Origin of the sequence: Sorangium sp. So ce693, assembly GCF_051521375.1 — a bacterium.
Classification (GTDB): Bacteria; Myxococcota_A; Polyangia; order Polyangiales; family Polyangiaceae; genus Sorangium; species Sorangium atrum.
Window position 1 is genome coordinate 599,648 of sequence record NZ_CP150347.1, and the last position, 13,770, is coordinate 613,417.

Below are 13,770 nucleotides of genomic sequence, written 5' to 3' on the forward strand. Positions count from 1 at the left end.
TAGTCCCCTTAGAAGGTAAACCGCGCGGCGGCGCCGCCGCCTGTCGGGCTGACGAACGGAGTGACGAACGCCTTCTTCGTCACGCTCGACGCTGCGGCCTTCGCCTGGGCCGGGTCGTCGCTGAGGAGCAGGACCGCGCCGGTGACGCCGAACGTGAGCGCCACCGCGAAGGACATGTCCGCGATGAGCGCGAAGCGATCGACCTTGTCCGCTGTCTTGGTCGTCGGGGCGTCGTCGAAGTCGCTCTTCGCGCCGAGCGCCTGGATGCCGAAGATCGTCCCGACCACCACGCCGGCTCCGGCGAGCCCGAGGGTGACGTAGGCCGGCACCGGCGAGCGCGGCTCGATCGGCGCTGCCGGCGGCGGCGGCTGCGCGGGCGGCGCCTCGGCGGGCGGCGGGGCGGGGGGCTGCGCGGGCGCCGCAGCGACCGGCGCCGGCGCCTGCGGCGTCAGCGTGACGTTGACCTCGCGCGCCTCGGCGAAGGTGACATCGAGCTCCTGGCTCGCGTCGGCGAACCCTTCGGCGGAGACGGTGAGGGTGTGCTTGCCGGGCGGGACCGAGAGCTCCTTGCCGGTCTGGGCCACGCCGTCGACCGCGACCTTGAGGCCTGGCGGCGCCTCCGGGACGGTCGCGACCTTCACCTTCGCCGGCGTCTTCTTCAGGGCCTCGACGCGCGCCTGCCCCTCGGCGATCTTCTCCTTGAACTTCTCGGCGTCCGGCTTCGAATCGAGGAACGCCTGCCAGGCCGCGACGGCCTCGGTGACGAGGCCCTGCTTGTCGAGCGAGAGGGCGAGCTTGTACTTCGGCGCGGCGCCGGGCACGTACTCGTCCGCCTGGCGATACAGGTCGGCCGCGACGGCGAACTCGCCCTTGTCGAACCTGGCCTCGGCCTCCTTGTAGAGCTTCTTGGCCTCGTCCTTCTTCTGCTTCTCGGTCAGCGCCTTCTTCGGCTTGGTGGTGGTCACCTTCGTCGCGGGCTCACCGGCCTTCGCAGGGGCCGCCGTCGCGGGCGTCCCGGCCTTCACGGGAGCCGCGGCGGGCGTCCCGGCCGCGGGCGGCGTCGCGCCGGCCGCGGGAGGTGTCGCGCCGGCCGCGGCCGGCGTCGCAGCGGTGGTGGGCGCCTGCGCCGCGGACGTGGCTGGCTTCGCAGGAGCCGCCGCCGGGGCGGCCGGCTTACCCGCCGGGGGCGCTGCCGGCTTGGCATCCGTCTGCGCAGATGCCGGACTGACGCTCGTCAGCGTCAGGAGCCCAGAGACCATCGCCGCCGAGGTCAACATCGTCAGCCGGCCCGATCGTGAACGCATACCGTAAGCCCTCCTCCGCGGATAGTGTCGCGTGGGCGCCCACTTAAGCCTTGAAGGCCGCTCTACACAAGGGGTTTCGCGTTCATCCGGGGGCGCGCGCGCGTTGGCCTAGGTCCGCGCCGAGGCCCGCGCCCCCGCTGCTCCGGCGCGGCCTCCTCGGACATCAAGGCTCGTCGCCTCGCTCCAGCCATGCAGGGAACCGAAGCCTCGCCTCCAGCCCGAAGCCCAGGGTCGCCTGGCGCATGCGCGCGGCCCGCTCCGGGCCCCGAGGGAGGCTCTCGCGGAGCCGCCGCAGCGCCTCGATGTAGCGGGCGAACCGAGGATCCGAGAAGAGGGCGCCGAGGTCCTCCCGGATGCGCCGTATCGTTCCGGGGCTGACGCCATGGCTGCTGAAGCTCATCGTCAGTCCGGAGGCAGAGACCACCGAAGGATTGGCGAAGTTCGACACCTCCGGGCGATCCAGCGTGCAGACGAGGCGCCCGGCGCCCCCGAGCTCTCGGTGGAGGCGCCGCGAGAGCGCCTCGTCGCCCGGCACGAGGAACACGATCGCCGCACCGGCGAGGTCGTCCTCCACGAACGCCCGCCGGTGCAGATCGAGCCGCCCTTCCCGGCTGGCTCGCTCGATCGACCCGTCGACCTGCCCTGGCGCGACGACGGAGACTCGAGCGCCCGCCGAGAGGAGGCGCTCCACCGTGTACGGCGCCTCTCCGTCCGCGCCGATGACGAGGGCCCGCTGGCCGTTGAGGTCGAGCACGATGGGAAAGAGGCGCATGGGGGTGGAGCGGACACGAACGCGGGGCCGCGCGGCGATTGTAGACCGACGCGCCGACCGGCGGGCGAGGGGCGTGACGGCGAGCGAGGCCGCCGCGCGTGGGGCTCAGCGGCCGGGAGGCGTCTGGGGAGGCGGAGGCGGGCTGGGCGGTGGCACCGGCGGCAGAAAGGGCTGCGTGCGGAAGGCGAGCCTCCGGTCGGCGTTGCCGATGCGCGTCACGAACAGGCCGACGAAGGAGCCGAACAGCGAGTCGCCCGGCCCGATCGCCGTCGAGCCGGGCGGCCGGGTCACCCACCGCTTGATGCGATCGAGCATCTCGGCGCTCATGGGGTTCACCTCGACCAGCACGGCGACGAAATAGCGGCTGCCGTCGCGGATGAGCGACCGCTCCACGAGCGGCAGCCGCCGGGCCTCGGCGCAGTTGCGGAGCACGCCCTCGACGTTGATCGCGACCGTGCTCGACTGACCTCCGGCCTGGATCAGCTGGATCCGGAACACCTCATCCCAGAGGTCGTAGACGATCCGGCAGCTCTTCGCGGCGAGCGCGACAGGGTTGCCTCCGCTCTCGTGGAAGAGGTAGCCGCGCATCGTGATGACGGTGGGGAGCCCGCTGAGCAGCTTCTTCGAGATCTCGCCGTCGACGACGTCGCGGAAGCCCACGGTGAGCTGCACGATCGTCTTGTCGAGCGTCAAGCTCGCCACCCGGGTGGGCAGCGCGGCCGGCGCGCCGAGCGCCTGCTGCGCGTCCGCGTCGGCGATCTCCTTGGGCCCAGGCCCCTCCTGGGCCATCGACCAGCTCGCTCGGAGGGCGAGCGTCGCGAGCAGCGCGATCCCGAGCCAGCGCGCCGCGCCGCGGCCGAGCGCCACGAGCGCTCGCCGCGCGTCTCGGAGGTGCCAGGCGCGGCGGCCACCGCCCGAGCGCCGCGCGCCGTGCGTCGCGCGCCTCGGTCCGCGAGGTGCGTCGGAGCAGATCATTTCCGCTCACCGCGCCGCGCCGGGATCAGCCCGAGCAGGTTCGAGAACGCGAGCGTCACGCCGCCGACCGCGGTGTCGACCCGCAGACCGAGGTTGTACGTGATGTCCACGGGCACGCGGGCGAAGCCCTCGTATCCGGTCGGCGCGTCGGTGAACTCGCGGCGCGTCGCGAGGCCGTACAGGCCCGCGGCGCCGAAGAGATCGACGCCGTAGATGGACCCGCGGCCGGCGTAGACCGGGATCCGGTACTCCGCCTCGAGCTTCGCGGCGAAGTCTCCGTACCGGACCTCGATGATGTCCGTGCTGAGGAAGTTCGGCGGTTGCCTCCGATCGGGCGCGAGGTCGAGCAGCCGATCCGGCAGGAGGTCGGTGAGATCGCCGACGTAGAATTTCTCGAAGAAAGGCGCGTCCCCGGCGATCGCGCCGGCGAACGCCTCGACGCGGAGCACGTGCCGCAGGGGCAGGCGGAACCAGCGCTGCGCGCCGAACTCGAACTTCTGGTAGCCGTAGTCGCTGCCGAACGGCGGTACGCCCACCGTGACCGAGACCGAGGCGAGCGTGCCCTGCGTCGCGAGGAACGGCGCGTCGCGCGTGTCGTGATCGATCGCGGCGTGCAGCGATGAGAGCACCGTCTTGCCGCCCAGGATGTCGAACTCGATGGGCTCGCGGCTGTTGCCGCGCATGTGCGAGGCGACCGTGGGCACGGTCGCGTCGATCTGCTCCAGGTGGTAATCGAGCGACAGCCGCGAGGAGGAGGAGACGTCGTGACCTGTGCCGAGCGTCGCGCCGAACCGCTTGTAGGCGACCACGGCGTAGCCCGTGACCTCGCGCTGCTCGAGCAGCGGGGACTCGAAGACGACGGCCCGGTTGCCGAAGAAGTCACGGGCGTCGTTGTAGAGAAGCGTCACCGTGGCCGACCAGCGGGTCCCCACGAACGCGGGGTCGACGAAGCGGGTCCTCAGCGCGAGCTGGTCCGCCGCGAGCCCGACGCCGGCGCCGAGCGTGATCCCTGTCCCGGCGAGGTTGGTCTCGGCGACCTGCACGCCGGTGAACGCGGAGAGCGGCCTCGCGTTGCCCGCTGTGTCCTCGTCGGCCGCGATGCCGAGCCAGAGGTCCTGCACGACGAACGTGTTGCGCTCGACGACGTCGATCACGAGCGTCGCGCTCCCGCGCTCGACCCCCTTGCGGAGCGAGAACCCGACCGAGGCGAAGAACCCGGTCCCGAGGAGGCGGTAGCGCGTGAGCTCGATCTCCGGATCCTCGACGTCGAGCAGGTCCCCCGCGCGGAACCTCACGTAGCGGAGGATCACGCGCGCGGCGGTCCGCACGTTGCCTCGGATCTCGATGCCGTCGAGGGTGTACCGGACGCGATGTCTCTCCTGGAGCGCCGCGCCGGCCGACAGCGCTGCCGGGTGGAGGGGCGCGGCCGCGTGCGGCGCTCGCTCCTGCGCCGTGGGCCCTGCGCCGGCGGCGGCCTCCGCGCCCTGCCCGAGCGCGCGCCTCGGGCACGTCCCCAGGAGCAACACGCACCAGAGCGCGAGGTGGGCGCGGCCGAGCGCAGAGGGCAGGGGGACGGCCCGGGAGCGTGAAGAGCTCCGGAATCGAGGTGGATTCACAGGATTCCTGCAACGCCGCCCGAGCCTGCCGAGGCGTCGGCGACGCGCCCTTCAGCCACGCACCCTAGCACGATCGATCGCTTCGCCGGAGGAATCGGTCGCGTCGAGATCGACCGCCGCCGCGGCGTCCTCCGCGACGGCGTTGGTGGGGACAGGGCGCGACGGCGCCCTGCGGCGGATCTGTGCTGCGGCGCTCACGCGCTGTGGCCACCGCGCATCGCGGGGCGTCGGAGCGGGCTCGGTGTGCTCTGCCAGCACGAGCAGGTCCAGCCGGGCCGGCGTCGGCTCGATCAGGTGATCGGCCGCGGCGAGCAGCAGCGCCCGGACCTCGGTCCGGACGCTGGCCTCTCGCGCCCAGCGCGCGCCGACGCTCGCGGCGATGGCGCGGGCGAGGAGGAGCTCCGCGCGGCCGCGCACGTCCGCGGGGATCCAGTCGGCGATGAGCGGATCCGCGAGCATGGAGAGCGTCTTGCGCAGCGCGGTGACGCGGCGAGGACCGAACCGCTCGGGCGCGCGCGCCGCGTGGCGCGCGAGGCGCCATGCCCTGCGGAGCGCGCGCCTCGCCGCCCTGCCGACCACCGCGCCGCGCACGGTGAGGCGTTCGCGCGGCGCATCGATGGCGCGCAGCACCGCGGCCAGCGAAACCCCGCCCGCGATCACGAGCGCGACCGTCACCGCCGTGGCCTCGAGGCCGTGCAGCTCCCAGCCGCCGGTCGCCGCGATGAAGGCGCAGGCGGACGCCAGCAAGAGCCCGAGGGAGCCCAGCGCGCCCGCGGTGTGCGAGCGGCCGCGCCAGGAGCCGCCTTCGCCGTGGAGGGTCCGCGCATAGCTGTCCGGCGCGATGAGCCGTCCTCCGCTCGGGATGAGGCCCACCATGGCTCGCCGCGCCGCGCGTCCGAGGCCGACCTCCAGCGGGCCGAGCTCGACGCCGGGCGGCTCACGGAACGGGCTCACCCCTCCAGAATAGCCCATGCGCTGCCCTCGCGGAGGGCGCGGCCCGGCGCGCAGCTGCGGCGGCGCCAGAAGCGTGTTGCGGCGGCGAAATCTCGTCCGTCTACAACGGGCTATGCGGCTGCTCGCAGCGCGGCGCTACAGGCTATGCGGCTGCTCGCAGCGCGGCGCTACAGGCTATGCGGCTGCTCGCAGCGCGGCGCTGCGGAATACGAAGAGCGAGCCGCCGCCGCCACATCGAGGCAGCGGCTCTCGGCGCGTCACGGCTTTCCCGCGCTGTCCTTCGGTGCCCGCGACGCCTTCTCGACGAGGCCGCTCATGCCCATGCGTGACGCGAGCGCCGAGAGCACCGCGCGCAGCGGGACGCCGCGCGACGCGAGGCCGACCAGCAGGTGGTAGATGACGTCCGCCGCTTCGGACGCGACGCGCTCGTCGCTCTCTCCGGCGATCGCCTGGGCCAGCTCGCCGGCCTCCTCGCGGAGCTTTGCGCCGATGAGCGGCGCGCCTCCGTCGAGCAGCTTCCGGGTGTAGCTCTTCGTCGCCGACGACGCCTTGCGCGTCTCGATCTCGCGCTCGAGGGTCTCGAGCAGCGCGGACGCGTCCTGCCCCTCGTCGGCGGCCTCGGGCTCCCCGTCGCCGCGGGCATCGACCTGCCGGAAGAAGCAGCTCGCGCTCCCCGTGTGGCACGTCGGTCCGCGAGGCTCTGCGAGGATCAGGAGCGCATCCCCGTCGCAGTCGGCGTGGATGCTCGTCACCGCGAGCGTATTGCCGCTCGTCGCCCCCTTCTCCCAGAGCTCGCCGCGCGATCGGCTGAAGAAGGTGGCGCGCCCCGTCTCGAGCGTCCTGGCGAGCGACTCCCGCGTCATGTACGCGAGCATCCGGACCTGCCCGGTCAGCCGATCCTGCACGACGGCCGGCACGAGCTTGCCCTCTCCGAATGCGATCTTCACGGTCTATGCCTCTCCGGTGGTGTCGGGCGCCTCGGCGGCGCCGTGTTCGCGGGCCGTCGCCCGGCCCTCGTCCTTTGCGCTGCCGCGCCTGGCGCCGGCCTTCGACGGCGCGCTCGGCTTCTTTCTCGGCGTGTCGTCCTCGTCCTCGTCGTCCTGGTCCTCGTCGTCGTCTCCGTCTGCTTGCCTGTCGGCGGCCGCGGCGGGGCTCTCCGGGAGGCTGAGCGCCATCGCCTGCTCCGGGTGGTCCAGGGCGGCCTTGTGATAGACCGCGAACGCGATCGACGCGGCGATCCCGGTCGCCAGCGCGACGGCCTGGGAGGTCGAGTACTGGAGGGTCGCCGAGGCGGCGAACGTCTCGGGCCTGAGGGCCAGGTACAGGGCGACCGCGGGAACGAAGGAGAGCACCTGCGTCACCTTGCGCACCACGTTGTCGCGGAGGAGGTGGGAGAACCCGATCGTGTACCCCACGGCGAAGATCACGAGGCCGGCGGGGAGCAACACGTGCTCCGGGAGCGTCGGCGGGATCGAGCCGCGCTCCGCGTCGTCGCGGAGGAGCTCGAGCAGGTAGCGGCAGACGCCGTAGGAGAACGTGAAGATGAGGAAGATCTCGCCACGGAACTTCTGCCGTCGGCGCGCGAGGAGCAGGAGCGCGAGCAGCCCTGCGCCGACGAGCGACTCGTAGATCTGCGTCGGGTGCACGGCGAGCGACGCCTCGGCGGTCGGATCGAGCCCGCGCTCCTTGACGTGCTGCACCCACGCCGGGGACCCGCTGCCGTGGTCCAGCGTGCCCTCGGCCCAGCGCGGGAACGTGCCGAGCTTCTTCAGCCAGGCGGGCGCTGTCTCGCCGAGCGGACGGCCGAAATCGCAGCCGAAGAGGTAGCACCCGATGCGCGTGATCATCAGGCCCGAGGCGAGGCTCGGGACGGCGACGTCGGCCCAGGGGAGCAGCGGGATGCGATGGGACCGCAGGAACAGGTACGAACCCAGGAAGCCGCCCAGGAAGCCGCCGTACGCCACGAGCCCGCCGCGTCGGATGTCGAACATCGCGCCGAACGAGTCGAACTCGTCGAGGTTCGTGAGGATGTAGAGCACGCGCGACCCGACGACCGCGGCGAGGGCGGTGACGACGTAGCAGTTGGCCATCGTCTCCTTCGGCAGGCCGTCGCGCTCCGCGAGCCCGAGCGTCAGGTACCAGCCGACCACGAGCGAGAGCCCGAGCATGACACCGTAGCTGTAGATGGGCAGCGGACCCAGGGTGTAGGTCTGCTCCTTGACCTGGGACGCGATCGCGGCGAGCGCGACGCCTGCGATGCCCGCGGTCGCCGCGCCTGGTTTGTTCTTCGCGATGAGCAGCCCGATCGCGCCCGCGAAAGCGATGCCCGCAGCGATCAGGAAGACCCAGAGCAGGGGCACGGTCCAGGCGGGCAGCGGGACGCGAAACAGGATGGGATGCATGGCGCCTCTCCTTACGCCTGGGCTTGGGGACCATCAAGCATCGTCTCTCGCGCATGACGCAGCGAGCCAAGGCGCTCGCTGACGCTGGTCCAACCGCGTCGGGCGATCTCGATGTGCCCGGGCCATCAGCGAAGCGCGGCGCTCTCCCCATCCTGTCGACGGCGCCCGCGAAGCGACCCTCGAAGTCCGCGCGCGCCGCTGCTAGCATCGATTCCGTGCTCTCTGGCCGTGCCACCGTCGGGGTCTTCGCAGTGCCTGGACTGCTCGTGAGCGCGGCGTGTGTTCCTGAAGGGCCGGCCACGGGGGACGCGAGCGCGCGGCCGGCCGGGACGGTCGCACCGTCGGTCTCCTCGACCGCGGGTGCAGCTCAGGGAGCGCAGGGGACGGGCGTGTTCGAGGACGACTTCAACCGGTCGGCGCTCGGCCCCGACTGGAACGCCCTGAGCTCCAAGTGGGCGATCGACGAGGGGCAGCTCTGCGTGCGCGCCGCGAGGAACCGCGGCGTGTGGTTGAATCGGCCGCTGCCGCAGAACGCCCGGATCGAGTTCGAGGCCATCGCCGAGGCCCCGGACGGCGATCTCAAGGCCGAGCTCTGGGGAGACGGTCGGAGCGGGGCGACGGCGGCGAGCTACACGAACGCGACGAGCTACCTCGTGATCCTCGGAGGATGGAAGAACACCAAGCACGTGCTCGCGCGCCTCGACGAGCATGGCGCCGATCGGCTGGAGATCGACGTGGATCCAGACAGCGACGACGACCGAGCGCGCCCGGTCGCACCGGGGCAACCGTATCGCTTCCGGATAGAGCGTCGTGACGGCAGGACCCTCTCCTGGTCGGTGAACGACGTCGAGTATCTGGAGCTCAGCGACCCTGCTCCGCTCTCCGGTCCAGGGCACGAGCACATGGGCTTCAACGCTTGGGATGCGCCGGTCTGCTTCGACAACCTGCGCATCACGCCCCTCTAGCCGCGATGGAATCGGGTGAGGTCGAGCGGGAGCTCGAGGAGCTGGAGACGCGCATCGAGCGGCTGCGCGCGCTCTACGAGCAGTATTTCATGGGGATCGAGCGGCTGGAGCCGCTCATCCCGCGCAAGGACGTCGAGCGTCGCATCTGGGTGATGCGGCGGGAGCAGATCAGGAACACCGGGCTCCGGTTCAAGTTCCAGATGCTCATCCAGCGCTACAACACGTTCCAGCAGTACTGGGGCCGCATCTCGCGCGAGATCGAGAACGGCACGTACCGCCGCGACGTCATCCGCGCAGCGAAGCGGGTCGGCGCGAAGGAGGCGCTCACGGTCGTCGGCCGCAAGCGGGCGGAGCGCTACGCGGAGCTCGCCGAGCAGCAGGAGACGGCGCGCGAGCCGGTCCACCGCGCCGATGACGGCGGCGATCACGACGAGATCGACGTCGACGACGAGGCGGTCACGCTGGCGCCCCCTCCTTTGCCCGCCGCGTCGCTCTTGGGGAAGCGATCGCTGGCCGCGCTGGCCGCCGTGGAGGTCGCGCCTCGCGCCGCGGTCGCGCCGCTGACCGCGCCGGAGGCGGCGAGCGCGGCGCCCGCCAGCTCGCCGGGGCGCCCCGCGCTCGCGCCGCCTGCCATGCCGCAGGCCGCCGCGGCCGTGAAGCCCGCTCCGCTGGGAGGGCTGCCCCGGGGGCTCGGTCTGACCAGGCCGCAGCAGAAGCCGGCGGAGATCAAGCCGGCAGAGGCGAAGCCGGTCGAGGCCTCGCCGGCGGGCGCGAAGACCTCGGCGCGCGCTGCCGTCGAGAAGGCCCAGCCCGCGGCGGGCGGGAACAGCCGCCAGCGGCTCGCCGAGCTCGCGGCGGAGATGCGCGCTCAGCGCACCAAGACCGGCGACGCGGCGAAGGCCGCGGCCGGGCCTCCGGACGTATTGGCAGACGTCGCGCCCGAGCCTCCGCCCGCTCCGAAGCGACCGCCGCCCCCGGTTCCCGTCAAGCCTTCTCCCGGCCCTCCGGCCGAAGCTCCAGCGGTCGCTGAGGCGAAGGGCGCGGGAGCGAGGCGGCAGGAGCGCGTGCACTCGGAGCGCCCGCCGTCGGCCCGGCGCCGTCGCTCCACCGCGCCGCCTGCCGCGGAGGCCGGCGCGGCGAGCGGCGCTCGGAGCCCGGCGCCGCGGACGCCGTCGCGCCCCCCGGAGGCCGCGCGCGCCGGCCTCGACGCCGCGGTGCGCGCGCGACCCGGGCCGTCCCCGCAGCGATCTGCTGCGCGCGACGACGAGCTCCCGGAGCAGCGGCTGCGTCAGATCTACGCGAAGTACGTCGAGACGAAGCGCGCCGCGCGTGAGTCGACGGCCGGCGTCACCTACGAGCGCCTGGCCGAGAGCCTCCGCGCGCAGGCCGCGAAGCTGCGTGCGACGAACCCGGCCAAGTCCGTCGACTACGATGTCGTCGTCAAGGACGGCAAGACCCTGCTGAAGCCGATCCTCAAGTAGCCGGAGATCGGCTGGCGGCAGGGCGGACGCGACATCCCAGGGCAGGGATCGACGCGCGAGCAGCGTTCGGCGCGGCGAGCGCCAGATCACGAGCTCTCCGAGCCAAGCTCGGTTAGAGCGGCGTGCAGTTTCGTGCGCTACGGGCTCATCCGCGTCGTTCGGCTCGCTGCGGCGTACTTTCGTACGCCTCACTCGCCTGCCTAGCGGCTGAGCCCGTATCTCACGACGCTGCGCCCCGCTCTAGCCGAGACGCTCCCGAGGGCGCTCGCCGCGTCAGACGGCTGGGCTGGGCGGATGAGGATGTTCCGGCGGATCAGTGATGTGCGACGCGGCGCCAAAGCTGCGGCAGCCGCTGGACCCGCGCAGGTACTCCGGCGTCGTCCTCGACGAAGAGGATCGCACACGCCGTGCGGTCGGCCTCGCGCATCCTCGCGCATAAGTCGGCCAGGTCATCGTCGGCGTCCACAACGTCGGCTTCGGCCGGCTGGGAACCGCCTTGAACGTATTTGACATTGTCAAGGGCGATCCATCGCCCAGCGAACTGTTCAGATCGACATATGTCGCGCCAGCTCATTCGAGGCGCGACCAAACGAATCTTACTGCCCATTTCCCGTGAGCGACCTTCTCCCCCATGTTCCAAAGTCAAGCGCCGACCAAGCAAAGCCAGGGCGCGGCGTGCACTGAACTTTCAGAACTGTCGGGGCAGGATCTAGCACCGCTCAAAATCGGGCGTCAAGGCAAGCCTGGAACAGCCCGGACCCTCTGGGCGTTGTGCTCGATCCGGCCCACGTCCTTCACCGACATTGCGCTGGCAGCTGGGACATCGCCTCGCCTGCCCCGATCCGCGCGGCGGCCAAGGCGTGGGACTTCGCCGCGCACCCCTTGGACGCGACCGCACGCTTGGCGCTACCGCTGATAGCGGCTCTCGCCTCGGCCTTCTTGGGGCCATCGCAGGCCGCGAAGCGCTTCACCGCGAGATCCGTGTTGCCTCCGTTCGCCAGGTTGATCGCGGCCCTGCACTCCTGCTCCGCCTTCTCGTTGCCAGGCGGCGGGGCCTTGGGTCCGGTGGTCGCGGCCGGGGTCGTCGGGGTCGACGTGTGCTTCGGGGTGTCCGGAGCCGTCTTGTCCGGGCCGTTGGGCTCGGGCGGCGTAGGCTCCGGGGTGGTGGTGGGCGTGCTCGTGGGCGTGCCCACGGGATCCGACGCCACGGTGACCGACGGTGCGCCCGTGGGCAGCGGGATCGCGGTCGACGTGCTCTCCTCGGTCGTGCTCCCGCCGCTCCCCCTCGTCATCATGACGACGCCCACGACGCCGAGCACCGCGACGGCCGCGACCGCGGCGAGGATCGGAGCTGCCTTGCTCTTCTGCGGAGCCGGCGGCGGCGCGGGGAACACCTGGCCGCTGCCCGTGGGCACGGCCGGGTGCGCCGGAACGACAGCCTGATCCATGACCGTCGCGGCCTGATGGGCCTGATGGGCCTGCTGGTTGACGACGGTCCTCACCGGTCCCGATCCCGTGGGCGGCCCCGCGACGAACAGCGGCTCCCCGAGCTGCGTCTGACCCGAGCGCGACGGCATGAGCGCCGTCCCGCTGGTCGGCGCGTCGCTCCCGACGAGCGTGCGGGGCGCCGCCGCGAGCACCGAGAGGCGGGCGCCCGCGCCGATCGTGAGATCCTCGTAGAACTCCCGCGCCGACTGCTGCCGGTCCTCGCGCCTCTTGCTGAGGGCCCTCATGACGGCCGCCTTCATCTTCGGCGGGGCCGCGGCGCCCATCGGCACCGCCTCGAACGGGAACGGCTGCGCCGTCATGTGCTGCGTCGCCCACGCCCATGGCGTGTCGGCGTCGAACGGCAGGCGCCCGGTGAGCATCTCGTAGGTCAGCACGCCGAGCGAGTAGATGTCGCTCCGCGCGTCGAGCTCGGTCCCCGTGAACTGCTCGGGGCTCATGTACGGCGGGGTCCCGAGCACCGTCCCCTGCTGGGTCAGCTTCTGCTCGGCCTTTGCGCTGCGCTCGTCGCGCTTCGCGATGCCGAAGTCGAGGACCTTGACGTAGTCCTCCTCGCCGGCGCGCTTGGTCAAGAAGATGTTGGCGGGCTTCAGGTCGCGGTGGACGATCCCCTTCTCGTGGGCCTCCTGGAGCGACCCGCACGTCTGCGCGATGATGCGATCGACGCGCTCTGGAGAGAGCGCGCCGCCCCGCTCGAGCGCCGTCTCCAGCGACTGCCCGTTGAGGAGCTCCATCGCGATGTAGAGCTCCCCGGTGTTCGTCTGCCCGAAGTCGTAGACCTTGATGGTGTTCGGGTGCTCGAGCTCGCTGACCGTGCCGCACTCCCGCATGAAGCGCGCGACCACCTGCGGATCCTTCGCGTGCTGCGAGAGGAGCGTCTTGATGGCGACCTTCCGCACCGACGTCCCCATCGGCTGCTCGCCGTTGTAGACGCGGCCCATCCCGCCCTCGCCGAGCACGCCGATGATGCGGAACCGGCCGCCGACGATCGCGCCGATGAGCGGGTCTGCCTCCACCGGCGCGACAGGGAGGAGCGCGCCGCACGTGGCGCAGAAGCGCGCCCCATCGATGTTTGGCTGATGGCAAGCGGGACATTCCATGCGATCGAACCTCTACCCCCGAAGCATGACGGAACGCGATCGTCGCCTCGGGCCGCTCCGCGGCGCGCCCGAGCGAACGTGCGCCGGGCAGGATCGCAGCAGCCGCGAGCGGAGCGCAAGGGACCTCTCGCTGGCCCGAGGCGCCGCCAGCGCGCGTCCCCGTCGTCCTCGTCGTCCTGGTCTTCGCCCTCGTTGGCGTTCGTCTGCGTTCGCTTGCGTTCGCTTGCGTTCGCGCTCACGCAGCCGCTCGCCCGCGCCACGCCGTCGCTGCGCGTGGCGTTCGGCGCGGGGAACGCGGCCCGGGCGACCCCGCGCGGGCCGCGCCGCTGCGCTCCGCGCGCCGCGGGAGCGTGCTCCTCGACGTCCGCACTTGAAAACCGGGAGCGCTCGAGAGAGATCGGCGCCGCTGGAGGACGCCGGTGCTCTGGACCGCCCACCTCGACGGCGCGGCCAGCCCCGCGCTCTCGAAGCCGATTCCAGCGAAACGGACGAAAACGATGCACACCGCTTGACACGTCTCTTGCAGGGGGCTAAGAGCCTCCTCCCTTCGCGGGACTCGTCTACCTTCGGAGCGACGTGAGCGGCACCAACTGCTTCACCTCGCTGCGGTCCAGCCCGGTCGGGGCACTCCGAACCGTGCAGGCGGCGATCCAGCAGGGCCGGGAGTTGATTGCTCGCACAGAAGTGATCGGTCT

General features: G+C 72.1%; 11 protein-coding genes. 2 read left to right on the plus strand and 9 right to left on the minus strand.

The genetic code is table 11. From position 1 onward, the window contains the following. Positions 1-8: 8 nt before the first annotated feature. From WMF14_RS02340 to WMF14_RS02370, 7 genes are all read right to left on the minus strand, one after another. Entirely contained in the window at positions 9-1,304 is a 1,296-nt protein-coding gene (locus WMF14_RS02340) for a PEGA domain-containing protein (protein ID WP_437798554.1), read from the minus strand. A gap of 163 nt (positions 1,305-1,467) precedes the next feature. Continuing rightward, complete coding sequence (locus WMF14_RS02345; protein ID WP_437798555.1) at positions 1,468-2,076, minus strand: precorrin-2 dehydrogenase/sirohydrochlorin ferrochelatase family protein; 609 nt, start codon at positions 2,074-2,076, stop codon at positions 1,468-1,470. Positions 2,077-2,181: 105 nt separating this feature from the next. Then, the gene (locus WMF14_RS02350; RefSeq protein WP_437798556.1) at positions 2,182-2,943 is read right to left on the minus strand and encodes a hypothetical protein; all 762 of its coding nucleotides are present in this window, start codon (positions 2,941-2,943) and stop codon (positions 2,182-2,184) included. A 104-nt stretch (positions 2,944-3,047) separates the two neighbouring features. Next, positions 3,048-4,667: a BamA/TamA family outer membrane protein gene (locus tag WMF14_RS02355; RefSeq protein ID WP_437798557.1), complete on the minus strand. Its 1,620-nt coding sequence runs from the start codon at positions 4,665-4,667 to the stop codon at positions 3,048-3,050. Between the two features lie 51 nt (positions 4,668-4,718). Beyond that, positions 4,719-5,639, minus strand: coding sequence for a hypothetical protein (locus WMF14_RS02360; protein ID WP_437798558.1), 921 nt, complete (start codon positions 5,637-5,639; stop codon positions 4,719-4,721). Between the two features lie 239 nt (positions 5,640-5,878). Next, positions 5,879-6,568 (minus strand): bifunctional phosphoribosyl-AMP cyclohydrolase/phosphoribosyl-ATP diphosphatase HisIE, encoded by a 690-nt coding sequence (gene hisIE / locus WMF14_RS02365; RefSeq protein ID WP_272097513.1) that lies wholly within the window; start codon positions 6,566-6,568, stop codon positions 5,879-5,881. 3 nt (positions 6,569-6,571) lie between these two features. Beyond that, a complete protein-coding gene (locus WMF14_RS02370) occupies positions 6,572-8,023 on the minus strand; it encodes a prolipoprotein diacylglyceryl transferase (protein ID WP_437798559.1) in 1,452 nt (483 codons plus the stop codon). Positions 8,024-8,238: 215 nt separating this feature from the next. Between WMF14_RS02370 and WMF14_RS02375 the strand changes: the two genes are divergently transcribed. Together WMF14_RS02375 and WMF14_RS02380 are read left to right on the plus strand one after the other, a co-directional pair. Further along, a complete protein-coding gene (locus WMF14_RS02375) occupies positions 8,239-8,988 on the plus strand; it encodes a hypothetical protein (RefSeq protein WP_437798560.1) in 750 nt (249 codons plus the stop codon). Between the two features lie 5 nt (positions 8,989-8,993). Continuing rightward, complete coding sequence (locus tag WMF14_RS02380) at positions 8,994-10,469, plus strand: MXAN_5187 C-terminal domain-containing protein (RefSeq protein WP_437798561.1); 1,476 nt, start codon at positions 8,994-8,996, stop codon at positions 10,467-10,469. 313 nt (positions 10,470-10,782) lie between these two features. On the opposite strand, the gene WMF14_RS02385 is transcribed toward WMF14_RS02380, so the two are convergent. Together WMF14_RS02385 and WMF14_RS02390 are read right to left on the minus strand one after the other, a co-directional pair. Beyond that, positions 10,783-11,043 (minus strand): hypothetical protein, encoded by a 261-nt coding sequence (locus WMF14_RS02385; RefSeq protein WP_437798562.1) that lies wholly within the window; start codon positions 11,041-11,043, stop codon positions 10,783-10,785. Positions 11,044-11,263: 220 nt separating this feature from the next. After that, entirely contained in the window at positions 11,264-13,075 is a 1,812-nt protein-coding gene (locus tag WMF14_RS02390; protein ID WP_437798563.1) for a serine/threonine-protein kinase, read from the minus strand. Positions 13,076-13,770: the final 695 nt, after the last annotated feature.

Excerpts from the sequence above, each read along its gene's own strand:
- WMF14_RS02340 (WP_437798554.1), bottom strand. The coding sequence starts at position 1,304 with ATGCGTTCACGATCGGGCCGGCTGACGATGTTGACCTCGGCGGCGATG.
- WMF14_RS02345 (WP_437798555.1), bottom strand. The coding sequence starts at position 2,076 with ATGCGCCTCTTTCCCATCGTGCTCGACCTCAACGGCCAGCGGGCCCTC.
- WMF14_RS02360 (WP_437798558.1), bottom strand. The coding sequence starts at position 5,639 with ATGGGCTATTCTGGAGGGGTGAGCCCGTTCCGTGAGCCGCCCGGCGTC.
- WMF14_RS02370 (WP_437798559.1), bottom strand. The coding sequence starts at position 8,023 with ATGCATCCCATCCTGTTTCGCGTCCCGCTGCCCGCCTGGACCGTGCCC.
- WMF14_RS02380 (WP_437798561.1), top strand. The coding sequence starts at position 8,994 with ATGGAATCGGGTGAGGTCGAGCGGGAGCTCGAGGAGCTGGAGACGCGC.
- WMF14_RS02385 (WP_437798562.1), bottom strand. The coding sequence starts at position 11,043 with ATGAGCTGGCGCGACATATGTCGATCTGAACAGTTCGCTGGGCGATGG.
- WMF14_RS02390 (WP_437798563.1), bottom strand. The coding sequence starts at position 13,075 with ATGGAATGTCCCGCTTGCCATCAGCCAAACATCGATGGGGCGCGCTTC.